General features: G+C 58.0%; 17 protein-coding genes and 2 rRNA genes. 13 read left to right on the plus strand and 6 right to left on the minus strand.

Annotation, left to right across the window (positions count from 1 at the left end):
* The first annotated feature begins 180 nt into the window (after positions 1–180).
* The 3 genes from rrf (G538_RS0112220) to rrf (G538_RS0112230) all read left to right on the plus strand — a co-directional run bounded on the left by rrf (G538_RS0112220) (position 181) and on the right by rrf (G538_RS0112230) (position 1,410).
* Positions 181–297, plus strand: a 5S ribosomal RNA gene (gene rrf / locus G538_RS0112220).
* Positions 298–635: 338 nt separating this feature from the next.
* Positions 636–1,169, plus strand: a complete 534-nt coding sequence (locus tag G538_RS17565) for a GNAT family N-acetyltransferase (RefSeq protein ID WP_169514125.1) — start codon at positions 636–638, stop codon at positions 1,167–1,169.
* Between the two features lie 124 nt (positions 1,170–1,293).
* Positions 1,294–1,410: ribosomal RNA gene (gene rrf / locus G538_RS0112230) — 5S ribosomal RNA — on the plus strand.
* Between the two features lie 93 nt (positions 1,411–1,503).
* On the opposite strand, the gene G538_RS0112235 is transcribed toward rrf (G538_RS0112230), so the two are convergent.
* Both G538_RS0112235 and G538_RS0112240 read right to left on the minus strand, forming a co-directional pair.
* Positions 1,504–2,799: a CAP domain-containing protein gene (locus G538_RS0112235; RefSeq protein ID WP_169514126.1), complete on the minus strand. Its 1,296-nt coding sequence runs from the start codon at positions 2,797–2,799 to the stop codon at positions 1,504–1,506.
* Between the two features lie 447 nt (positions 2,800–3,246).
* A complete protein-coding gene (locus tag G538_RS0112240) occupies positions 3,247–4,431 on the minus strand; it encodes an ROK family protein (protein WP_029069533.1) in 1,185 nt (394 codons plus the stop codon).
* 143 nt (positions 4,432–4,574) lie between these two features.
* Between G538_RS0112240 and galT the strand changes: the two genes are divergently transcribed.
* Positions 4,575–5,801: a galactose-1-phosphate uridylyltransferase gene (gene galT, locus G538_RS16695; protein WP_035834318.1), complete on the plus strand. Its 1,227-nt coding sequence runs from the start codon at positions 4,575–4,577 to the stop codon at positions 5,799–5,801.
* Positions 5,802–5,803: 2 nt separating this feature from the next.
* Positions 5,804–7,045 carry a galactokinase gene (gene galK, locus G538_RS0112250; protein WP_029069534.1) on the plus strand — a complete coding sequence of 414 codons (1,242 nt, stop codon included), beginning with the start codon at positions 5,804–5,806 and terminating at the stop codon, positions 7,043–7,045.
* Between the two features lie 92 nt (positions 7,046–7,137).
* Here galK and G538_RS18390 read toward each other — a convergent pair whose 3' ends face one another.
* On the minus strand, positions 7,138–7,761 hold the full coding sequence (locus tag G538_RS18390) for a DivIVA domain-containing protein (protein ID WP_051197128.1): 624 nt from the start codon (positions 7,759–7,761) through the stop codon (positions 7,138–7,140).
* Positions 7,762–8,566: 805 nt separating this feature from the next.
* Here G538_RS18390 and G538_RS16705 point away from each other — a divergent pair.
* The 5 genes from G538_RS16705 (at position 8,567) to G538_RS16715 (ending at position 14,757) form a co-directional block, all read left to right on the plus strand.
* Positions 8,567–10,447 carry a ribonucleoside triphosphate reductase gene (locus tag G538_RS16705; protein WP_051197146.1) on the plus strand — a complete coding sequence of 627 codons (1,881 nt, stop codon included), beginning with the start codon at positions 8,567–8,569 and terminating at the stop codon, positions 10,445–10,447.
* Positions 10,444–11,139, plus strand: coding sequence for an anaerobic ribonucleoside-triphosphate reductase activating protein (locus tag G538_RS16710; protein WP_051197130.1), 696 nt, complete (start codon positions 10,444–10,446; stop codon positions 11,137–11,139). The genes G538_RS16705 and G538_RS16710 overlap by 4 nt, the downstream gene beginning before the upstream one ends.
* 82 nt (positions 11,140–11,221) lie before the next feature.
* Positions 11,222–11,923 carry an endonuclease/exonuclease/phosphatase family protein gene (locus G538_RS17825; protein WP_084618406.1) on the plus strand — a complete coding sequence of 234 codons (702 nt, stop codon included), beginning with the start codon at positions 11,222–11,224 and terminating at the stop codon, positions 11,921–11,923.
* Positions 11,924–11,972: 49 nt separating this feature from the next.
* Positions 11,973–13,526 carry a DUF7059 domain-containing protein gene (locus G538_RS0112275; RefSeq protein WP_029069536.1) on the plus strand — a complete coding sequence of 518 codons (1,554 nt, stop codon included), beginning with the start codon at positions 11,973–11,975 and terminating at the stop codon, positions 13,524–13,526.
* Between the two features lie 31 nt (positions 13,527–13,557).
* Positions 13,558–14,757 carry an AI-2E family transporter gene (locus G538_RS16715; RefSeq protein WP_051197132.1) on the plus strand — a complete coding sequence of 400 codons (1,200 nt, stop codon included), beginning with the start codon at positions 13,558–13,560 and terminating at the stop codon, positions 14,755–14,757.
* Positions 14,758–14,764: 7 nt separating this feature from the next.
* On the opposite strand, the gene G538_RS0112285 is transcribed toward G538_RS16715, so the two are convergent.
* Positions 14,765–15,130: a nitrite reductase small subunit NirD gene (locus G538_RS0112285; protein ID WP_029069537.1), complete on the minus strand. Its 366-nt coding sequence runs from the start codon at positions 15,128–15,130 to the stop codon at positions 14,765–14,767.
* Between the two features lie 292 nt (positions 15,131–15,422).
* On the opposite strand from G538_RS0112285, the gene nirB reads away from it, so the two are divergent.
* Genes nirB through G538_RS16725 form a run of 3 tightly spaced genes read left to right on the plus strand, consistent with a single transcriptional unit; the run spans position 15,423 to position 19,968 of the window.
* On the plus strand, positions 15,423–18,059 hold the full coding sequence (nirB, locus tag G538_RS0112290; RefSeq protein ID WP_029069538.1) for a nitrite reductase large subunit NirB: 2,637 nt from the start codon (positions 15,423–15,425) through the stop codon (positions 18,057–18,059).
* The gene (gene cobA / locus G538_RS16720) at positions 18,056–18,871 is read left to right on the plus strand and encodes a uroporphyrinogen-III C-methyltransferase (protein WP_084618408.1); all 816 of its coding nucleotides are present in this window, start codon (positions 18,056–18,058) and stop codon (positions 18,869–18,871) included. The genes nirB and cobA overlap by 4 nt, the downstream gene beginning before the upstream one ends.
* A complete protein-coding gene (locus G538_RS16725) occupies positions 18,868–19,968 on the plus strand; it encodes a uroporphyrinogen-III synthase (RefSeq protein ID WP_035834319.1) in 1,101 nt (366 codons plus the stop codon). The genes cobA and G538_RS16725 overlap by 4 nt, the downstream gene beginning before the upstream one ends.
* On the opposite strand, the gene G538_RS16730 is transcribed toward G538_RS16725, so the two are convergent.
* On the minus strand, positions 19,909–21,429 hold the full coding sequence (locus tag G538_RS16730; RefSeq protein ID WP_051197137.1) for a sensor histidine kinase: 1,521 nt from the start codon (positions 21,427–21,429) through the stop codon (positions 19,909–19,911). The two genes, G538_RS16725 and G538_RS16730, sit on opposite strands and share 60 nt — an antisense overlap.
* Positions 21,426–22,178 (minus strand): response regulator transcription factor, encoded by a 753-nt coding sequence (locus G538_RS0112310; protein ID WP_029069539.1) that lies wholly within the window; start codon positions 22,176–22,178, stop codon positions 21,426–21,428. Before G538_RS0112310 ends, G538_RS16730 begins: the two co-directional genes overlap by 4 nt.
* Between the last annotated feature and the right edge of the window lie 75 nt (positions 22,179–22,253).

The following is a 22,253-nucleotide window of genomic DNA, read 5'->3' on the forward strand; positions in this document are numbered from 1 at the left end:
GGATGTGGAAGCGAGGACTAACGACTCGTGGAGCTGACCGGTACTAATACGCCAACCACTAACACACACACAAAACACGCAAGAACCCTGCTCATAAACACGTCCACTACCCGGTCCACAAACCACAACCCCAAACCACACCACACTCTTCCAGACACGCGTGCTAGGTTTCGAAGATTTTGCGGCTGTCACAGCGGCAGGGAAACGCCCGGTCCCATCCCGAACCCGGAAGCTAAGCCTGCCAGCGCCGATGGTACTGCACCCGACAGGGTGTGGGAGAGTAGGACACAGCCGCAACCACACATCATGCAGGGCCCCCAACACGAACACTGTTCGCGTTGGGGGCCCTCCACATTAAACCCCCCCCGGCGGACAGGCACACCCCGGCACGGTACGCGACATAGGGCACAGACCAACTATTGACTGTGGTTGATGCGACTCGTGAACTCTAGAGTTCACAAGGAATTTACGTGCAAGTGCTGATAAAGTGCCGCGAGCACTGATTCACATTTCAACTTACCAATCTCGCATCGCGTCACATGTTTTTTGGGTCACTTAGACCGTCACACACTTCAAATCTGAGTTAGTTTATGGATAGCCGGAAGAATCCGTACTCACAGAAACACAGATTCAGCGTGACAGATCTCCTTCAGGACACCATGAAACATCAGGTGACAGCAGCAACATTGCGCCTCACACAGTGGATGGCGCCAGCTGCTGTGGCACTACGCCAAGAAGCTGCAGACGAACTATGCCGCCGGTACCAAGTAGAAGCCGTTGACCCAGACCCCGACGGTGACAGTGCAGTAGCGATGATCGTCCTTTCCGGACTTGTTGAAGGAAATAGGGTCGATGTCGGATCCGCTGCCCTTATCGACGTCACGGGTAAATACCAGCAAATTAGTGAACCCGTCGTCGAAATCAAACGAGTATTTGTTCGTGAAGAGTTTCGTGGCAATGGATTCTCTAAGATGCTCCTCGAAGAAATAGAACGCCAAGCACGCGCATACTCACAACGACCAGAAAAGCGTGGTTTGCGTCTCGTGCTTGAAACGGGTGTTGAACAACCAGAAGCTGTCGCTCTCTACGAGAAGCTGGGGTACACGCGGATTCCTGGATACGGCTACCGGGACGAGCAGTCGGTCTTCTTCGAAGTGCCACTGCAATAAACCCGTAGTGCGTGCCTCAGGCACAACTCACCGGGAGGGGCTCTAGCGGAAGCGATCCTCTAGGAAAAGCTCCTCAGCATGCGCATGGTTTGGTATTGACCGAAAGTCATGGCATACTTAATCCTGCGGCTGTCACAGCGGCGGGGAAACGCCCGGTCCCATACCGAACCCGGAAGCTAAGCCCGCCAGCGCCGATGGTACTGCACTCGTGAGGGTGTGGGAGAGTAGGACACAGCCGCACCACATACTTTAAAAAGGCCCTCCTTACGGAGGGCCTTTTTGTGTACCCAAATACAATGATCGACAGTTTGAAGAAGGCCGATTGTCTAAGGAACTACGAGGCTGCGAAGAGTTTCACCTTGTAGGTTTCAGCGTCTAGCGTCTGACCTCCGGATCGAATCCCTGAGACTGTGACAGTAACGTCTGCCTGAGAATCGTTGAGTTGGCGTACAGATTCAGGGACCACAAAGGTGATGCCTGCCTGGTCGCCGTATCGGGCACCGCTTCCGTCACGGTGGATGATCTCTGCATTAACTTTTGTGTCCCCGCGGGTTACTGATACTGAAGCCGATGAGAAGTCAACGTCTTGTTGTGTGGTTGTGAAAGACCAGCGACCATTGGGTTCCATCTCTGATGGAAAGTACCCCGCTGTGGGCCAAGGAATCCACTGGGGAGTCGGATTCGATGAGTCAGTGGCCCCAAAGACATACATGGCGCCGTAGTTCCCTGCGAATCCAATCCCCATCTTCTCTTGGCCAGGGTTGAGAATATGTTTCCGGTGCCCTACTGCAGCGTTACCATCACCGCCATCCTCTAAATATGCCAGCACGTTTCGCGCCCCGTGCGTCCCCATAGAGATGTTGGCTTCCCCTGACGCCTTGACGCCGGTAGGAAGGTCACAGGAGCCACTAGAAGGCGTGTGGCTCAAGTGGCCCTGTAGGTGTTGAACGAGAGCGGCTTCTTCAGACTGTGCGTTGAAGTCAGCACTGAAACTTACCGGAGACAATCCAGCGAGGGACCGCGAAAAGTTGAGTGTTTCCAAGGACCGAGTCCGCGTGGCATCGGGGGTTGCTTCGACAGAACAACCATTAACTTTGGGTTGTGGTTCGGTGACAAGGTTCTCTTTGACCTGAGAGCGGTAGGCGCTACGAACGGCACTGCGGCTAGCAGTGTCGAGGACGCCAGTTTCAGGAGCAACAGTTGCCGTGCTGGTCCTTGCGCTAGCGGACACTTCAGAAGGCTGCGCATCGTTGTTTGCCGCGGCTTCCTGCTCAGCTTTTTTCTGGGCGGCAGCTTTCGCCTTTTTTGCTGCCTTCCGTTCAGCTTTCTCTTCTTCGGCTTTTTCAAACTCTTCTTGGGCTTCGGCGGCCTTTTCTTCAACGTTCTTCACGAGATCTTCTGCGTGACGGGCAGCATCTCCGCCGACTGTGCCATCTGGTGTAGGCGTAGCGCTTCCGTGGTCTGCGGAGAAATCGCGTGAAGCGATGATGTCAGGGGCATCATCTGGGGCAGTGCCCAACCATTGAAAGTCGGAATGGGCTGCAGCAATCCCACTGATTAGCACTGCAGGAATGACGATGGGGACCCACATGAGCGGCCACGATGATTCTCGGCGCCGAGAGTGTCGCATACCCATAAATCATGACCTCGCTTTGATGATGACCGGCTCTCACCGGCAAAACAACACCGATAGGTTCTGTACGTCAGCTTTTCGTTCCCTGTCGTGAGGGAGGTAGAAACTCTGAGTAAAGATCCGGCCCGTTTGATAACGGATTGATAACACCCCTACCTTAGTAGTGAATTTACAGGGCGTGGAGCGAGGGGGATCGGCACTTGTGACCATATGCAACAACGCATCTGTCCGGTAAGGGGATGAGTGCGGAGAGGTGATGTAGGGACTCTTAGCGTGCCTCGTGAAGGTCGCTGTTCGGTGTAGACGCGCAGGTCAACCGAGTGGGCCACATCGAAGGGGAGGCGCTGGCCTCGAGGGAGTGGCTACGGGGAACGCATCGAAAGATTGGTGCATGCGTTGAGGGAGTTGCTGTTTTGAAAGTGTCGAGCACAACCGAATGTGAACTTACGACGCGCGCCCAATCAGCAAATTCTGGACTGCGAGAACAGCTGCGCCGCGGGACCATGAGGAGATATCTGGGTCTTGGAGGTAAACAGGTGGGTTCGTGGTGCGAGGGTCACGGCAGGATCGCATCCCCTCGTCAAGGGCACCACGTGCAATGTCGGCGATTTCGCACATTTCCCCGCCGAGGATGATCCGTTCTGGCAGTGTCATGTTGGCGACGCTCGCCAAGAACTGTCCAAGTGCGAAAGCTGACACGTCAACTAACAGGCGAGCCGCGGGGTCAGCTGCGCGCGCTAACCCCAACACTTGTTCTGCAGTGACCTGACGCCCCAAGGCGGCTGATCCACGCCGTGAAATCTCTCGACTGGTGAAGAGTGTGGCTGCGCACGCCAGGTGGCCGCATGCCCCGCGGACATATCGTGTGTTGGGTGCGCGATCCAGGAGTTCCTCAGAGAGGAGGCGGTGGTGGGTGAGTAAGCTGAAACCTGCCTCCGTGTTGGACACGCTCCGCCCGTGGGCCACGAGGCCGAACCCGATTCCAGCCCCTAGTGTGAACAGTGCGAAGCGGTCGCATCCGCGTCCTTCACCGAACCATGCGGAGAGTTCAGTTTGCGCGATGATGTCGTTCTCTACCGTGACTGGCAGCCCGACGCGCTCACCTAGTTCCGTGGCGAGGTCAAGGTTGTCCCACCCGAGATAGTCCGCTCGTGTCACTGTTTGGTAGCGTGATACGTGCCCACCTAATGTCACTCCGACGCCCAGCACGGGGTGCTGTGACCATTGGAGGAGCTGGGCGACCTGCGTTGTCATGGTTGCCATGACGGATGCTGAGCTGCTGTTGACGAGCGGTAACGTGATGGTGCGTTCTACACGGGCATCAGCCGTTGTCAGCGCTGCGTGCGAGTGGGATTCGGTGAGTTTGATGCCGATAACTCGACACGAATCGTGCTCGAAGGCAAGTGGAACGGAGGGGCGTCCCACACCTGTGGGGGACTGAGTTGCTGCTTGCTCGGTGATGAGTTTGGTTTCCAGGAGGGGCCGAGTCAGCCGGGTGAGGCTTCCCGCAGATAAGTCGAGGTCGCGGGCTAGTTCAGTGCGTGTTTGCGGTCCATCAAGGAGTAGTGACCGCACGATGGCACGTTCATGCCCGGCCAATGGCAGCGGGAGGTCGGAGACTGGGTTCATGGTCCCATCAGTTTATTCGAAGACTAAAGAAATGTAACCCCTCGATAATAAAAGGGGATCTAGGGTGTCGGCAACCCTTGACAGAGCACTAATTTTCAACGTAAAAATAAAGAGTAAAACCCTCCAACCACTTTGAGGAAGCCATGACCAGCCTCACCCCTGATGTGCGACGTACGCAGATCACCCTTGCCGATGGGCGCGACCTTTTCTACTTTGACGACACCCCCGCATACGTCACTGGGGAAAAGACCCGCCGCGCGGATGACCCCCGCCCCCTCGCGGACCGGTATGCGCCAGTTCTCGACGAGAACGGTGTGGAACAGCCCGTCACCGGTCCAACGATGCGCTACGACGTCCTCACAGGAGAGTGGATTCCACACGCCGCTCACCGTATGAACCGCACCCACCTCCCGCCAGCAGATGCGAACCCACTTGCACCTGCCAAGCCAGGTGCAGCCTACTCGGATGGCGAAATCCCTGACACTGACTATGACGTCGTGGTGTTTGAGAACCGTTTCCCGTCACTGATGCGCGTGCCTGGTGTAGACAGCACTGACATCGCGTTTGAAGGCGAAGAGTTGTGGCGCCAGCGCCCGGCCGCAGGACGTTGCGAAGTCATCTGCTTCTCACCTGACGCTAACAAGTCGTTGCGTGAAGTGAACCCAACCCGGATGCGCACCATCATCGAAGCGTGGGCGAACCGTACCGCAGAACTCAGTGCGCTTGAGGGCATCGAACAGGTCTTTTGCTTTGAGAACCGCGGCCAAGAGATCGGTGTGACTCTCCACCACCCACACGGGCAGATCTACGCCTACCCTTACGTGACTCCTCGTACAGCTCAGATGCTTGTGCAAGCACACCGCCACCGCGAAGAAACAGGCCGCAACCTGCTCCGTGACGTGCTGGACGCTGAACTGCGCTCCGGGCGCCGCATCGTCTTTGAAACCGAGCACTGGGTGGCTTACGTGCCGATGGCTGCTCGTTGGCCAGTTGAAATCCACCTTGCGCCACGCCGTGACGTCCCAGATTTGCCGGCGTTGACTGACGCGGAACGTGCAGACCTGGCTCAGGCGTACTTGCGCATGCTCAACACTGTTGACCGGTTCTTCCCTGCCCAAGAAGACGGTAGCCTCACGAAAACCCCGTACATCGCTGCGTGGCACCAAGCCCCCGTAGGTGAGGGGCGTGAGGACCTGCGCCTCCACCTGCAGTTGTTCTCGATTTTGCGGGCACCTGGGAAGTTGAAGTTCTTGGCAGGCTCAGAATCAGGTATGGGTGCGTGGATTTCCGACACCACACCAGAACGTATCGCTGATCGTCTGCGTGAAGCTGTTGCGGAACTTGACGCCGCAGCGACGAGTGGAGAGTAACCATGACTGCACAGTGGATTGATTCGTGGAGCCCTGTTGAAGGGCGTGAACGTGCGGAGAAGGTGTACCGCGACTGCTTTAATGCTGAGCCTGCCGGAGTGGGGTCTGCCCCTGGGCGCGCCAACCTCATTGGTGAGCACACAGACTACAACGACGGTTTGGTTTTCCCTTTCGCGTTGCTGCACCGCACATTTATTGCGTTAACTGCCCGTGAGGACACCATCATTCGGTTGGTGTCAGCGCAGGAAGACGCCGTGTGGGAGGTGGACCTCGATGAGGTTGCGCCAGGTGCTCACACTGGGTGGGGTGCGTACGTTGCGGGCGTGGCGTGGGCGTTGCGTGAGCAAGGCTACGCGGTCCGTGGTTTTGATGCCGCTGTGACGTCCTGTGTGCCTTACGGTGCGGGGTTGTCGTCCTCGGCGGCGTTGGAGGCTTCAGCTGCCGTGGCGTTGGATGAAGTGTTCGGTTTGGGGCTTGCTGGCACTGTGGATGAGCCAAACGACGAAGGCCGTAAGGTTTTAGTGCAGGCGTGTATTCGCGCTGAGAACGAGATTGCTGGTGCTAACACAGGCGGTATGGACCAGTCTGCGTCTCTGCGTGCCCAGGCAGGGCATCTGTTGTTGCTTGATTGCCAAACACAGGACGTTCAGCAGGTTCCTTTTGCTCTGTCCGATGTTGGGCTTGCGTTGCTCATCATTGATACGCGTGCCCCGCACCAGTTGGTTGATGGCCAGTATGCTCAGCGCCGTGCTACCTGTGAAGCTGCGGCTGTGGCGTTGGGTGTTCCGTCGTTACGTGCGATTGCCGATGCTGGGCGTAGCGCTGATGAGATCGCTGCCCAGCTCACGGCTCCTGGTGCGTTGCCGAGCGACCAGAACCCTGAGGTTGCGGTGCGCCGGGTGCGTCACGTACTGGGGGACATTGAGCGCGTGCGCCGTGTGGTGACTCTGTTGGATGAGGGGCGCACTGAAGAAGTGGGTCCATTACTGACTGAGGCTCACGTGTCGTTGCGTGATGACTATGAAGTCTCTTGCCCTGAGTTGGACGTTGCTGTAGATGCCGCTAATGCGGCTGGTGCATTGGGTGGCCGCATGATTGGTGGCGGTTTTGGCGGTTCAGCGATTGCGTTAGTGCGCCTCGATGAGGCGCAGAAAGTCGCCGATGCTGTGGCTGCTGCGTTTGCGGACAAGGGGTTTACTGCGCCCGGCTTTATGGTCGCGGAAGCTGGTGCTCCAGCGTTCTGACACCTCGCATAGGGGTGACGACTAGTGGCAGTAGCAATGCTGCAACAACTGTGGGGATGGTGCTCAAGCACTATCCCCACAGTTGTGTGTGCTCAGTTGCGGATTGTGCGTAGGAGTCCATCGAGGAAGTTGTTGACTTCTTTGGCGGAGTATCCGGCGCTGAAGGGCCCGGTTTTTGGGATATTTCGGTTGACGACTTTGTCTTCAATGCCAAGCAGTTCTTCCTCACGACCCATCGCAACGATGCGCTGTAGATCGCGGAAAAACGAATCGACGCTTTGTTTTGAGTAACCTGGCGACAACTTCGTGGTGTTGAAGTTTGGGGGTATGACGTCGCTTGCCATGAGCCGAGGGGCCTGGCGCGGTGTTGTCGCAGCTGGGGGCGCATCGTGAAGTGGGGTGGTGGCTGTTCCGTAAGGCGCTTGGCCGTTCATGCCGCCCGTGCCACCCTGTGCGAGGTAGTTCCGCAACGCGAGGAGCACGGTGTCAAGGAGGTCGTCGACTTCCACCATGTCGTAGCCTTCACGGAACTTTGTGACTTGAAACTTCGCTGTTGGGATGTCAGCGATGATGTGTTGTATCTCTTGAGGCCCACTTTGTGCTGCGGCTGCGATACGGTCGAGGTAGTCATCGACTTCCACCATGTCGTAGCCTTCACGGAACTTTGTGACCTGAAATTTGGCGTTGTGAATGAGTGACACATCAAAGGTAGGCATGGGGTCTCCACAGGTATCAACGCGCCATCCGCAGGCAGCGTAAGTAGTGGAATAAGAGTAGCCCGAAATAGAGGAGGGCCCGCGCTGCGCGTCGCACGGGCCCTCATACGGACGCGGAGCTTAGGGAGTGGAACCAGGGAGTCAAAAAGGTTCCTGCCCCGCGTGTTCTGCGCCTGACATCACATGGTGCCCGCACCCCCGCCAAGGTCGGACCCCGAGAGGAACAGAACGAAAGATTGAGTTGTGATGAGGGAAGGTTGGCTCTCCATTGAGCCGCTGTCCCAAGAACATGCGAAGCCGCCTGCGTACCCCTTGCATCTTCGACGTTACGAACCTCAGTGTCCCTTGGCAACTGCTGTGAACTATTTAACCCAATGGATCACCCGATGCGAGCTCCGTGAGGTCCGCGGGGAGGACGATGGTGCGGTGGGTTGCGGGTGGAGTGAGACGCGCCGGTGAGTCCTATTTCACCTCCCGTTTTTCTTCGTTGTTGGCAGGGTTCAGGGCGGTTGTGTGTCAGATAAGTTCACTGTGTTTCACAGCCCGGTGAGGCTGTTGGCGAACACTGTATGAGGCGGTGCGTGGGAGGGAAAATTTTGTGTCATAAACCGTGGTGCGCGGGTTGCGCTGCCGCGGGACAAAGGTCCCGCTAGGCAACATGCCTTCCGGGGGAAGAATGGTCTATCTAGTAGATGAAAAGCAGGGGAACTACTAGATGTAGTGCTCTTGGTGTTTTCTGTGACGCGAGAGAACGCAGCCATTCCCACCCCGCACATCAAAGGAGAAGCACGTGTCAAGCAACCACATGGGCGCCGAAACAACGACAACAATCCCCCAAAACCCGCAGCGTGAGAGTGTCACCATTGACGTCGTGCAGTCAATGAATGAGTACCTTGACCGCAGCGACTGGCGGGTCAACGCCAATGCAAACCAGGGGTACTCCCTTGGCGGTCTGATCCTCAACACCGCTGGCAAAGTCACGGCAAACTACTGGTTGTCCACCGTCTACTCTCCAGAAATCGGGCAAGCCCACCGAAGCGGCGCCCTACACATCCACGACCTCGACGTGTTCGGCGGGTACTGTGCCGGTTGGTCCCTCAAAATGCTCCTGCAACAAGGGTTCAACGGGGTGCCTGGAAAAGTTGAATCAAACCCACCCAAACACCTGTCCTCAGCGGTAAGCCAAGTGGTGAACTTCCTTGGCACCATGCAAAACGAATGGGCCGGCGCCCAAGCATTCTCCAGCTTCGACACCTACATGGCTCCCTACGTACGCAACGACAACCTCACCTACACCCAGGTGAAACAGTGCATCCAAGAGCTGGTGTACAACCTCAACGTCCCATCCCGCTGGGGCACCCAAACCCCCTTCACCAACCTCACCTTCGACTGGACCTGCCCAGAAGACCTCCGCGACGAACACCCCATCGTTGGCGAACAGGTGATGGACTACACCTACGGCGACCTCCATGAAGAAATGGACACCATCAACCGCGCCTACATGGAAGTGATGACTGCCGGAGACGCATCAGGGCGAGTATTCACCTTCCCCATCCCCACATACAACATCACAGAAGACTTCCCCTGGGAATCACCAAACGCCGACCTCCTCTTCGAAATGACAGCGAAGTACGGCCTGCCCTACTTCCAAAACTTCATCAACTCCGAACTGGAACCCGGTCAAATCAGGTCCATGTGCTGCCGGTTGCAACTCGACCTACGAGAACTCCTCAAACGCGGCAACGGTCTGTTCGGATCAGCTGAGCAAACAGGTTCAATCGGCGTCGTAACAGTCAACTGCGCACGTCTGGGTTACCAATACGCTGGAGACGAAGCTGCACTCCTGGCCGCACTCGACCACCTCATGGAACTTGGGAAAGACTCCCTCGAGATCAAACGCACCACCGTGCAGCACTACATCGACAATGGGCTTTTCCCCTACACCAAACGCTACCTCGGCAGCCTCGACAGCCACTTCTCCACCCTAGGTGTCAACGGACTCAACGAAATGATCCGTAACTTCACCGGCGACAAGTACGACATCACCGACCCCCGCGGCCACGCCATGGCACTACGCGTCCTGGACCACGTGCGCGCCCGCATGGTCGACTTCCAAGAAGAAACCGGCCACCTGTACAACCTCGAAGCAACCCCAGCAGAGGGCACCACCTACCGGTTCGCCAAAGAAGACATCGCCCGTTACCCCGAGATCATCCACGCAGGCACCGACGACAACCCCTACTACACCAACTCATCACAGTTGCCAGTTGGCTTCACCGCAGACCCCTTCGAAGCCCTCATGCGCCAAGAAGAACTACAAATGAAATACACCGGCGGCACCGTTCTGCACCTCTACATGCAAGAACAAATCTCTTCCGCATCGGCGTGCAAAGAAATCGTCAAACGCGCACTGTTCAACTTCCGGCTGCCCTACATCACCATCACCCCAACGTTCTCCATCTGCCCCACCCACGGGTACCTCCAAGGCGAACACCACACCTGCTGGAAATGCCAACTCGAAAACCCCGATGCGCAACCAGTGGAATGCGAAGTCTGGACACGAGTCATGGGCTACCACCGCCCCGTGTCCTCATTCAACATCGGGAAAAAAGGTGAGCACGCCGAACGCACCATGTTCGAAGAACACACCGCCCACGCATCAACCGTTGTCCCAGCCCTGGCATGACACACCAAGAACACCCCGCTGAACGGCTCGAAATCGCAGGTTTCGAGCCGTTCTCGGCCTGCGACTGGCCAGGAAAACTCGCAGCAGTACTGTTCCTCCAAGGCTGCCCTTGGCGCTGCGGTTACTGCCACAACTTCTCCATCATCGACGCCAAAAAACCCGGCGTCATCCCCTGGCAACACGTAGCAGACACCCTCACCGAACGCCGCGGACTCCTCGACGGGGTAGTTTTCTCCGGGGGAGAACCCACCCGCCAAATCGCCCTCGTCGATGCAGCACAACGCACCAAAAACCTCGGATTCGCTGTCGGCCTGCACACCGGGGGCCAATACCCCACCCGGGTGCAAGCGCTCCTGCCACTCCTGGACTGGGTAGGCCTAGACATCAAAGCCCCGAGCGAAAAATACCAAGCAGTCACTGGCCGGGCACCCGACAACAGCAAACCCATGCGCACCCTGCACATGCTCCTCGACGCAGGAATCAACGTCCAAGTGCGCACCACCCTCGACCCACTGACCCTCGACGAAGAAGACATCGTCACCATCCGCGAAGAAGTCATCGCCATGGGAGTCACCGACTACGTGGTCCAACGCGTCCGCCCCGACGGCACCAACCCCGAATACGCCGCCGCGCTCGCAGAATACCGGCAAAAAACGCAGCGAGGTGTCAGTGACATCCTGCCAATGACGTGACAAAACGATACGCTCAACTCAGCAAATGCCTGCAGATGGTGAAGCGTACAGCCCGCGCACCCGTAAGTAAGGGGAGGAAGCCGTGCACTTACGCATAGCGACTTATAACGTCAAAGGGTTTCGCGGGGACCGCCACGCGCTCCTGCGAGTGCTGCGATCGCTCGACGCCGATGTGTTGGCGATTCAAGAGCCGCCACGTTCGCTGAGTGGACCGCGGCGGGTGCGTTCCTTGGCCGATGCGTTGGGTATGGAATGTGTGGTGCCAGGTGGGTTTCCCTTTGGCGGGGTGACTACTGCGTTGCTAGTGCGTAATAGTCTTAGCCCGCGGGTGCGCGCTGCCGGTGCCCGTGTTTTGCCATGGGATCTGAGGAGTTGGGTGCCTCAATTGCGTGAGCGTTTGGCGTGGCCTTCTCGGCGTGGATTTTCGTGGGTGGATTTGCAGGACGTTGTGGTGGTGAACGTCCACTTGGGTCTTAATGCGGCAGAGCGTCAACGCCACCGCACGTTGATTCTTGACACGGTCACTGAGTGGGGGCCGGGGCGGTGCATTGTGGTGGGGGACATCAATGAACAACGAGATGGTGACTCTTGGCAGGCGTTCGCCCAGGTGCTGACTCCGGTAGAAACCGGGCCAACGTTCCCTGGGCATCGGCCCCGTCGTTGTATTGATGCAGTGTTTGCCCCACCGCGAGCCACCGTGCTTAACGCTCGTGTGGATACTGCCGCTGATGCTGTCATCGCCTCAGATCACCTACCTGTGGTGTGTGAACTCACGGTGTTGTGACGCCCCACTGGGGCAGGGCGCGTTCCTTGCTATGGGTGACAATGGTGGGATGACAGAGCATCGTACGCCCATTATTACCGACCGTGTTTCGCACTTGCGCGAGGACCTCTTCAACGCCGGGTACACCGTTGACGGTGTGCGCGAGCTTCTGGGGGACACTGCGCACGATGCGCTGCATAGGGAGCAGACGGTCGCGGCGCGGAGGGCAGTGCGTGGCAAGAGCGGCGCCTGTGCAGTGTTGGTGCGTATGTTTTTGCTTGGTGAGGTGATCTCTGAAGAGGACGCTGACTTGGCCTTCCCCACGGTCACCGCCACTGGGGCTGTAGCCATGCAGTTGCTGGAATACAGCACAGATGCCGAGGGTGGGTACCGGGCTGTTGTGGACCTTCGCCCTCACCAGTTCAGTGATGAAACAGGACTTGTGACTTGGTGGTTTGCCTCAGACATGGGGGAAACGGTGACGCAGTCAGCTCTTCATGCCGACCACGTGTTGGGTGCGGGAGGCGCGTCGTTGACGTTGGCTCAGGTGACTCCTCGGCGCACAGTGTCGACCGTGTTGGATATTGGGACAGGCAGCGGCATTCAGGCGCTTCATGCGTCCCGGCATGCATCAACAATTGTTGCCACCGATATTTCGCAGCGCGCTTTGGATTATGCGGCTTTTAATGCGGCCCTCAATGACATCGCTGTGGACCTGCGTCACGGGTCACTTTTTGAGCCAGTCGCTGGCGAAAAGTTTGATGTGATTGTGTCAAACCCACCTTTTGTTATCACTCCGCGGGCGGCAGGCAGCGTGGACACCTATGAGTACCGTGACGGCGGGCAAACCGGTGACCGGTTGGTGGGGCAGATGATTTCTGGTGCCGCTGAGCACCTGGCACCGGGGGGCACCGCTGTCATGCTGGGGAACTGGGAGATCAGCGAGGACACCGCGTGGGATACACATCCACGTGCCTGGGTGGAACAAACGACAGCGCAGCATGGGGAACTAGACACGTGGTTTATTCAACGCGAACAACTAGACCCCGCGCACTACGCCGAAACGTGGCTTCGTGATGGCGGGATGGCACCAGAACGCAACCATGACGCGTACACCACGGCGTATGAGGCATGGCTTGATGATTTTGATTCGCGAGGGGTTAGCGGCATCGGGTTTGGCATCATTGTCCTGCACCGCCCCCTGACCAGCGGCGCCACCATGAACCGTTATGAAGAGATCACCGGGGACATCACCCAACCCCTTGGGCCAACACTCGCCGCAACACTTGAAGCAGTTGAGCTCCTGCGTGAACTGCCCGACGATGCTTTTGTGGACCTGGCCCTCACAGTGGCCGAGGACGTCACCGAGGAACGGTACTACACCCCAGGATCCCCCGAACCGCACATCATTTTGCTACGCCAAGGGGGCGGGCTACGGCGCACCGTTCAAGCAGACACTGCCCTAGCAGGGCTTGTTGGAGCAAGCGATGGGGAACTGACCATTCGGCAAATCCTCACCGCTATCGCCGCGCTTTATGACCTCGACAGTGGTGAGGTTTTCCATGCGACACTTCCAGCCCTTCGAGGGCTTGTAATCGACGGTCTGTTGAATAACGCGTCATAATGACTAGACCACCCCGCAGATGAGGACCTCAATGTTTCTGTCATGGCTTACCCGCGGCGCACGCCATCACTCTGCGCCCAACCCACCAACGGTTGACACCTCAGCCCCGGCCACCCCAAACGACCCCGTGCGCGCATCGTGGAGTGATGCCTATGGAGTGTTAGCGATCCGGGCAGCCCAAACTATCGCACTGCTTGTTGTTATTGCACTGCTCTTTTGGGCGATGTCTTACCTCGGGGTGGTGTTTATCCCCGTCATTCTTGCGCTCATTATTTCCTCAGCAGTGTTCCCACTGTTAGCGTGGCTGCGCTCGCGGGGAATGTCATCCATTGTTGCAACGTGGCTGGTTTTTGTGGGTGCATTTGTTGTGGTGGGGTCACTCATCACCGCGATTGTCACGGCGGTACGAAGCCAATGGAGTGACCTAGCGACCTCAGCGCAAGACGGATTTTCCGAATTACTTGTCCTCCTTGAGGACTCACCTATCGATATTGATTCCGCGCAGATCGACTCCGCACGTCAAAGTGCAATCGATTTCCTGACGTCAAGCCAATTTGGTTCTGGTGCAGTCGCGGGACTATCAGCAACGGGAACGTTCTTCACCAGCTTCTTCCTCACCCTGATCGTCACGTTCTTCTTCATGAAAGACGGCCCCGCGATTTGGGAGTTCATTTTGCGCCCGCTGCAGGGCTCCGGGTACGAACGCGCTCGCCGTGTTGGTACCCGTTCGGTGCGAACAATGGGTGACTACATTCGCGGTACCGCTACGGTAGCTGCCGTTGATGCCATAGGTATTGGGCTTGGGTTGGTTATTCTTGGGGTCCCGTTGGCTATCCCGCTAGCCGTGATTGTGTTCCTGACCGCATTCATCCCCCTTGTCGGAGCGACCCTTGCGGGGTTCCTTGCCGCGCTTGTGGCCCTGGTGGATCAAGGTATTGGAACAGCGCTCATTGTTGTGGTCATCGTGATTGCGGTGAACCAACTTGAAGGTAACTTCCTCCAACCAAAGATCATGGGTAAAACCTTGAGCTTGCACCCGTTGGTGATCCTGCTTGGTTTGACTGCTGGAACAATCATTGGCGGGATTGTGGGAGCGGTTCTGTCCGTACCGATTGCTGCGGTCGCGTGGGGAGTTCTTCAAGTGTGGGATGGCCCTGACCAGCCTGCCCAGTTCATTGCGAAGAAGGAACGTGAGAAGAAACTAGACCAAGAACTCGACGTTTCTCGGTAGTTGCACGTTACGGTGTGCCAATAAAGAGGGTGTCATCCACGCGATGAAGCGGCAGTGTCCGTAACCCTTGCGGTGCGCCGGTGAGGCTTTCGCCTGTGTCAAGGCGAAAAACATGTTTATGCAGGGGGCACGCGACCGTTGGGACGCGGGCCCCCTGTACTGTGCGGTCACCAACGATACCGCGAGCAATAACAGCAGCGGAACAGCAGGGGCATCGGTTATCTACGGCGAACAATGAGCCGTCAAGTGTACGGAAAACAGCAGCTTGCCCCCACGGCAACAGGGCAGCCACCCCCCACCCAACTTCAACGTCCGATGCCCGGCACACGGCAGTGGTTGTCGCACCGGGGGTGTGTTCTAAGACAGTTGACATGTCATTCTCCTTGTCCTCACAACCGGACTAGACCAGCCCGTCGTTGTCAGCGTAAAGGTGACATGTTTCCGTCAACCTGGTTGACGCGTTAATCATTGGTCACTGGAATCTCACGTAACCGCTGCTGGTGAGAGAGGTTTCATGGAGGTTTCAGGCACCTCACATGCGTGTGCGACAAGACCATAGAGAACGTTTCCCTCCCGAAATGGTGAGGTAACTGAGGAGCAAATCTGCGCGCCTAGGCTGGCACCACAGGACAGCACATCAGGGCTAGCCAGGAAGCGGAGTGACCATGGACAACCAACGCCGAATCGTCGTCATCGGAGGGGGGCCAGCTGCCCACCGTTTCGCCGAAGCGATGGGAGAGCGCAACCTGCCAGGGACAACCGTCACTGTGCTCAGCGAGGAACAACACACCCCATACGACCGGGTGGCACTGAGTAAAGCGTTCATTGATCCGCTTGCCGAACTCACCCTCACCGATTCCGTCTGGCACAACGACGCCGTGACTCTGCGCACCGGAGCCCGTGTGGTTGGTCTCGACACCGCCACACAGCACGTTATTCTCGCCACCGGCGAGAACCTGCCCTACGACGAACTAGTCCTCGCCACAGGTTCCAACGCGGCAACGCTTCCCATCCCAGGGGCGCAACACTCTCTGGTGTACCGCACCCTTGACGATGTGTGGGAACTCAACCGCCTCATCACCCAGCACGCAGCAACGGGCACACCGCCGCGCGTTGTCACCATCGGTGGTGGACTCCTTGGCCTAGAAGCCGCAGCTGGCGCCATCGCACTCGGTGCCGACGCGCACGTCATTGACGGCGGACGCTGGCTCATGTCCCACCAACTCGACCAGGGAGCCGGTCAAGCCTTGGGGCGCCTCATCGATTCCTGCGGCATCACCGTGCACTCCGGGGTGTACCCAGCCCAAGTGCTCACACACCCCACCCAGGAAACCCCCAACGCAGCAGACACCGCGAAGACCACAGTGACCGGTGTGCGTATGGCTGATGACCGTGACATCCCTGCAGACATTGTTATCACTGCTATTGGTGTTCGCCCTCGAGACGAGCTTGCCCGCAACGCCAACGAACGCGCAGGCACAGAAGTTTTTGCCCTCGGACAACGCGGGGGAGTGATGATCGATGCCAGTTGCGCCACCAGCGTCCCGCACGTGTGGGCCATCGGAGAAGTCGCCTGCTTCGATGGCCGATGCGTAGGCCTCGTCGCCCCAGCAAACGCCATGGCTGAGATCGTTGCCGACCGCCTCAGCGGCGGCCAAGCCGCCTTCGACGGGTTCGACACCGCAACTAAACTGAAACTGTCCGGCGTTGACGTAGCGAGCTTCGGCGACGCATTCGCAACAACCCCAGGCGCCCTCGAAGTGGTGTACGCCGACCCAGCACGAGGCGTCTACCAAAAAATCGTGGTCTCCGGCGACACCACAACACTGCTCGGCGGAGTATTCGTTGGCGACGCAGAACCCTACACAGCGCTACGCCCCCTCCTCGGGCGAGAACTGCCCGCAGAACCTGGCGCATACCTCACCGCAGCAGGAGGCGCCGACCTCCCAGACTCCGACCTCCCCGACGACGCGATCCTGTGCTCCTGCAACAACGTCACCGCCGGAACCATACGCGACGCAATCGGCGGGTGCGGCACCTGCGAAGGGCAAAACCCCGTCCAAGAACTCGCGCCCCTCAAAGCATGCACCAAAGCCGGAACCCAATGTGGCTCATGTGTGCCCATGCTCAAAAAACTCCTCGAAACAGAACTCACCAACGCTGGTGTTGAAGTATCACAAGCGATGTGCGAACACATCGACATGTCCCGCGCACAACTCTTTGAAGCAGTGCAACTCACAGGCCTAGTCACCTGGCAAGAGATCATGGCCCGGTTCGGCACCGGCGCAGGATGCGACATCTGTAAACCAGCAATCGCCTCCATCCTGTCAACACTTACCCACACCCACCCGCTCGACAACGGCCTCGGCGGATTCCAAGACACCAACGACCGAGCCCTAGCCAACATGCAAAAAGACGGCACCTACTCCGTCGTGCCACGCATCCCCGGCGGAGAAATCACACCAGACAAACTCGCTGTGATCGCCTCAGTCGCCAAAAAATACGACCTATACACCAAACTCACCGGTGGGCTACGCATCGACATGTTTGGTGCCCGCCTCGACCAACTACCCGAGATCTGGCGGGAACTCGTTGACGCCGGGTTCGAATCCGGGCAGGCCTACGGAAAATCACTACGTAACGTCAAAACCTGCGTGGGATCAAGCTGGTGCCGCTACGGAATGCTCGACTCAGTCGGCATGGGAATCGGCATAGAACTGCGCTACCGCGGGCTGCGAGCCCCCCACAAATTCAAAATGGGAGTGTCCGGGTGTGCCCGTGAATGCGCGGAAGCCCGCGGAAAAGACGTCGGTGTTATCGCCACAGCAAACGGCTGGAACTTGTATGTCGCTGGCAACGGCGGTGCAACCCCAGCGTACGCCCAGTTGCTTGCTAAAGAAGTTGATGACGAGACCCTGATTCGGTACATCGACCGGTTCTTGATGTACTACATCCGCACAGCTGACCGCCTACAACGCACTGCGCGCTGGCTCGAGGAACTGGACGGCGGTATTGATCGGGTGATCGACGTGGTGGTCAATGACTGTCTAGGTATTGGTGATGACCTCGAAGCAGCGATGGCTGAGCACGTGGACAACTATGAAGACGAATGGGCCGCAACTCTCAAGGACCCAGAACGGTTGCGCCGGTTCTCCTCCTTTGTGAACACCCCAGCACCAGACCCCACCCTCGCGTATGACGAAGAGCGCGGTCAACGTCGCCCACACGCGCCAGTGAGCTTGGGGGCAACTATCCCCACTGGCGCTCCCGAGCGCAGCATCGGGCAGGAGGTCACACCATGATGGGGGCAGTGTCACTGATTGGAGGCGGGCCCGGCCCCGCTGATCTGCTCACCGTACGGGCGGCGCGCCGGTTAGCGCAGGCCGATGTGGTGTGCTTCGACCGCCTAGGCCCCACCGAAGAACTCCGGGAACTTTCCCCACATGCTGAACTCATTGATGTGGGGAAACTGCCCGGCTATCACCGGGTTCCACAAGAAGCTATCAATGCGCTACTCATTGACCATGCTCGTGCCGGACGCCAAGTTGCCCGCCTCAAAGGAGGTGACCCGTTTGTCTTTGGTCGTGGTGGTGAAGAAGTCAACGCACTGACAGCTGCGGGAATATCCGTTGAGATTATCCCTGGCATAAGTTCAGCTATTTCGGTGCCACAATCCGTGGGTATTCCCGTCACGCACCGGGGAATTAGCCACACATTTACGGTAATGTCCGGGCACGTTCCTGCGAGCGAAGACCAACTACGCCACCTGGCAGGGCTCGACACCACACTCGTTGTTTTGATGGGGATGGGAACATTAGGGCACACTATCGCTGGTTTACTGCGGCACGGATTATCCCCAGACACCCCGGCAGCCATTATTGAGCGCGGCTTCCGCGCATCTCAACGCACTACACGTGCTCCGCTCCGTGACCTCGTGCTTGAGGCGCACCGCCGGGGGTGCGCCTCGCCGGCGGTCATTGTTGTCGGTGAGGTTGTTCATGCGATGCCTCAATGGGTTGCGGCCATGGATCCGCAGTTGCCGGTGCCAGAGCCTGATCTAGACTGCCAGATGACACAGCACGCCACACATGCCAGCGCAAGGGGAATCGTGTGACTGATGCGCCATTGACCGGGTTCCGAATAGCAGTAACCTCAGACCGGAGGTCCGCAGACCTTCTCGACGCGTTTGAACGCCGAGGGGCTTCGGTTCTCCACGCACCGTTTCTGAAAATCGCGCCAAAGGATGAAGACGAAGAACTCATCGAAGAAACCCGCAACATCATTGCGTTCGCCCCAGAAATCCTGATCGTCACCACGGCCTATGGGTTCCGCCGCTGGATTGAAACAGCAGACGCAGCCGGGCTGGGAGAAGCGCTAGAAGACACACTGCGCGCCACCAACATCTACGTGCGCGGCCCCAAAGCACGCGGCGCCGTGCGCGCCCTGGGCTTTGACGATTGCGGGGTGTCACCTGACGAACGGCTCATCACACTGGCTGACCAACTCGCCACAGCAGGGCTAACCGGCCAGAAAGTTGTTGTCCAACTTCACGGTCACGACGACCTCACAGCGTTAGCCCGACTCCGTATGGCTGGGGCAACACTGATGACAGTGACCCCCTACCGGTGGGCTCAAGCTGATGACAACACCGAACGGCGTGAACAACTCCTGACGGCACTCCTCAACGGAACCATCGACGTGTTAACCTTTACAGCCGCACCGGTTGTTGACGCGTTCTTCTCCTATGCTGCGGAGCAATCCTGCACGTCACACGTGCTTCGACAACTCACCACCGTCACAAAAGTGGCAGCAGTAGGGCCAGTCACCGCGACCCCACTCATCGCTGCGGGAGTTGATCCACTTGTCCCGGAACGGTTCCGAATGGGCGCGATGATCCGTCAAATAGTTGAGTTCCTGCGGGAACAAGCGGACACCCCCATTCGCACAACCCAAGGTGACCTGTACTTGCAAGGAACCCGAATCACCCTCGACGGGGTCAACGTGGAACTCACGGACTCTCAACGAGTGGTGCTGCGCGCCTTAGCAGCACAACCCGGAACAGTGGTCACCCGCGCCCAACTCGCTGCGCTACTGGGCATCGGGCAAGGAGACCACGCACTAGATGTTGCGATCTCCCGGCTGAGGTCAGCGTTACCCGACTCCCGGCTGGTCTCCACCGTCATCAAACGGGGGTACCGGCTCAGCGTGTGAACTGTCTGGTGCTGGTGCGGCATCAAGTTTCAGAACAAACGTTGTTCCCGCTTCACTAGACTGCACCGAGATATCCCCGCCAAGGCTCTGCGTTAAGGCGTGAACAATAGCTAAACCTAAACCGGTAGATCCACTAGGTGAGCGCGCTGTGTCAGCGCGAGCAAAACGATCAAATGCTCGATGCGCGAAATCGGGGTCCATTCCTGGCCCGTCATCGGAGATCGTCAGCACGCCATGATTGTCTTCCTGCGTCAAAGAAACGTCCACAGTGGTGCCAGCGGGAGTGTGAACGCGTGCGTTTGTCAGAATATTCGACACGATTTGGGTGAGCCGGGTGGCGTCGCCCAACACCACCACTGGTGAGTCTGGAACCGAGAGTTGCCACACGTGATCCCGCCCCGCCATGTGCGCATCCCGGATGCATTCCATCAGCACAGATGTGGCATCCACTGGTTGTCGGGCCACCTCAGGGTCCGCATCCAGGCGAGCCAGCAGTAGCAGATTCTCCACCAACGAGGTCATGTGTTGTGACTGGCGGTGAATGCGTTGTAGATGATCCGCAACATCGGGTGGCAGCCCTTCATCATGCCGTGTCAGCAACTCTGCGTACCCCCGAACAGAAGCCAGCGGGGTACGTAATTCATGCGAGGCGTCAGCAACAAACTGGCTGAGGCGAGTTTCGGATCGGTGCCGCTGAGATAACGCCTTTTCCACGTGGGCAACCATCGTATTAAAAGCGCTACCGACGGCAACAACTTCACGAGTGCCCGTCATGACTGACTCATCAACCTGACCTAAACCACTGACGTCCCCCTCAGCTAGTGGGCGCTGAGAAATCGCAGTGGCGGCTTGGGCGACCTTATCGAGTGGCCGCACCTCACGTGACACTAACTGCCACGCCACCAGCGCAGCCGCACCGGCCGCAAGGACCACAATGACAACCTCAAAACTCACAAAACTCGACACTTGCCGGGTCACGCTTTCCCGAGGGATAGCTGTCACTGTTTCCTCACCCGTGGGTTGGCTCGCCCACACGGCACGAACAGAACCAATTTCAGCCACGGATACCGTATACACCGAGCCGTCGCGGGGAACTTCAAAAAGTTCGGCGACCTGATCTGAGGTGAGCGTCTGGTAGTCACCATTCGCATCAACAAATCCAGCATCCAACAAGCCAGAGCCATCGCTGTACACCGAAATTGTTCCAGCTGCTTGACCCAACGGAATCCGAGCACCGGGCGGGGGGAGTGCATCGCCCGTTGAAAACTGTGGCGGCCGCCTGCCTGCCCGTTCACTGGCCTGCAGTAATTGCGCATCAAGTTGAGCAGTCAAACGTGAATGGAGGGCAACAGCAGAGATTGTCCCCACTGCCACACCCATGAGCAGAGCCACCGACACAATGATGGTGACCAGGCGCCCCCGCAGTGTTGGCAGGGTCAGGGGCCCGGAACGCACAGTCACGCCGATGCGCCAGCTGGTTTGAGAATGTAGCCCACGCCGCGCACAGTGTGGATCATCGGTGCCCGGCCGGCATCGACCTTTTTGCGCAGGTAAGAGATATAGAGTTCCAAAATATTGGCGTGCCCACCAAAGTCGTAACTCCACACGTGGTCCAGGATTTGGCTTTTACGCAAAACGCGTTTGGCGTTTCGCATGAGATAGCGCAATAACTCAAACTCAGTGGCGGTGAGGCTGATTTCTTCGCCAGCCCGAGATACCTCATGGGAATCCTCATTAAGGATCAGGTCACCAACCACAAGTGTGGCGTCTTCGTGAGGGGTTACTGCTCCGGAGCGGCGCAGCAAAGAACGCAACCGGGCAACAACTTCTTCAAGGCTAAAAGGTTTGGTGACGTAGTCGTCACCGCCAGCAGTTAATCCGGTGACGCGGTCCTGCACAGAGTCTTTCGCCGTCAGGAAGAGAACGGGAATGTCAGGAGAAAACGCCCGGATACGGCTCAGTACACCTATGCCATCGATGTCCGGCAACATGATGTCGAGAATGACGATGTCAGGGTCGAATTCTTTCGCTAACCGGATAGCCTGTTGGCCGTTATGGGCAGCTGCGGCAACCCACCCTTCGTAACGCAACGCCGAGGTGAGGAGCTCGGAAAGATTTGGTTCATCATCAACCACGAGAATGCGCAAGGCGGTGCCGTCAGCCCGTGTGAGGGCAGGCAACGATTCTCGGTGTGGGGCGTGGGCGTTCATGAATATATGGTGACAGGTCTCCCTGTGTGCAGCGAGGGATCTTCCTTTGATAACCCTGTGAATCCGCTGTGCGCC

It is taken from the genome of Jonesia quinghaiensis DSM 15701, from assembly GCF_000423205.1.
GTDB lineage: Bacteria > Actinomycetota > Actinomycetes > Actinomycetales > Cellulomonadaceae > Jonesia > Jonesia quinghaiensis.

Bases quoted from the DNA above. Each gene is read 5' to 3' on its own strand.
- cobA (WP_084618408.1), top strand. From the start codon at position 18,056: ATGATGGGGGCAGTGTCACTGATTGGAGGCGGGCCCGGCCCCGCTGAT.
- G538_RS18390 (WP_051197128.1), bottom strand. From the start codon at position 7,761: ATGCCTACCTTTGATGTGTCACTCATTCACAACGCCAAATTTCAGGTC.
- nirB (WP_029069538.1), top strand. From the start codon at position 15,423: ATGGACAACCAACGCCGAATCGTCGTCATCGGAGGGGGGCCAGCTGCC.
- G538_RS0112285 (WP_029069537.1), bottom strand. From the start codon at position 15,130: ATGTCAACTGTCTTAGAACACACCCCCGGTGCGACAACCACTGCCGTG.
- G538_RS0112310 (WP_029069539.1), bottom strand. From the start codon at position 22,178: ATGAACGCCCACGCCCCACACCGAGAATCGTTGCCTGCCCTCACACGG.
- G538_RS16705 (WP_051197146.1), top strand. From the start codon at position 8,567: ATGGGCGCCGAAACAACGACAACAATCCCCCAAAACCCGCAGCGTGAG.
- G538_RS0112235 (WP_169514126.1), bottom strand. From the start codon at position 2,799: ATGCGACACTCTCGGCGCCGAGAATCATCGTGGCCGCTCATGTGGGTC.
- G538_RS16710 (WP_051197130.1), top strand. From the start codon at position 10,444: ATGACACACCAAGAACACCCCGCTGAACGGCTCGAAATCGCAGGTTTC.
- galK (WP_029069534.1), top strand. From the start codon at position 5,804: ATGACTGCACAGTGGATTGATTCGTGGAGCCCTGTTGAAGGGCGTGAA.
- G538_RS0112240 (WP_029069533.1), bottom strand. From the start codon at position 4,431: ATGAACCCAGTCTCCGACCTCCCGCTGCCATTGGCCGGGCATGAACGT.
- G538_RS16715 (WP_051197132.1), top strand. From the start codon at position 13,558: ATGTTTCTGTCATGGCTTACCCGCGGCGCACGCCATCACTCTGCGCCC.
- G538_RS0112275 (WP_029069536.1), top strand. From the start codon at position 11,973: ATGACAGAGCATCGTACGCCCATTATTACCGACCGTGTTTCGCACTTG.
- galT (WP_035834318.1), top strand. From the start codon at position 4,575: ATGACCAGCCTCACCCCTGATGTGCGACGTACGCAGATCACCCTTGCC.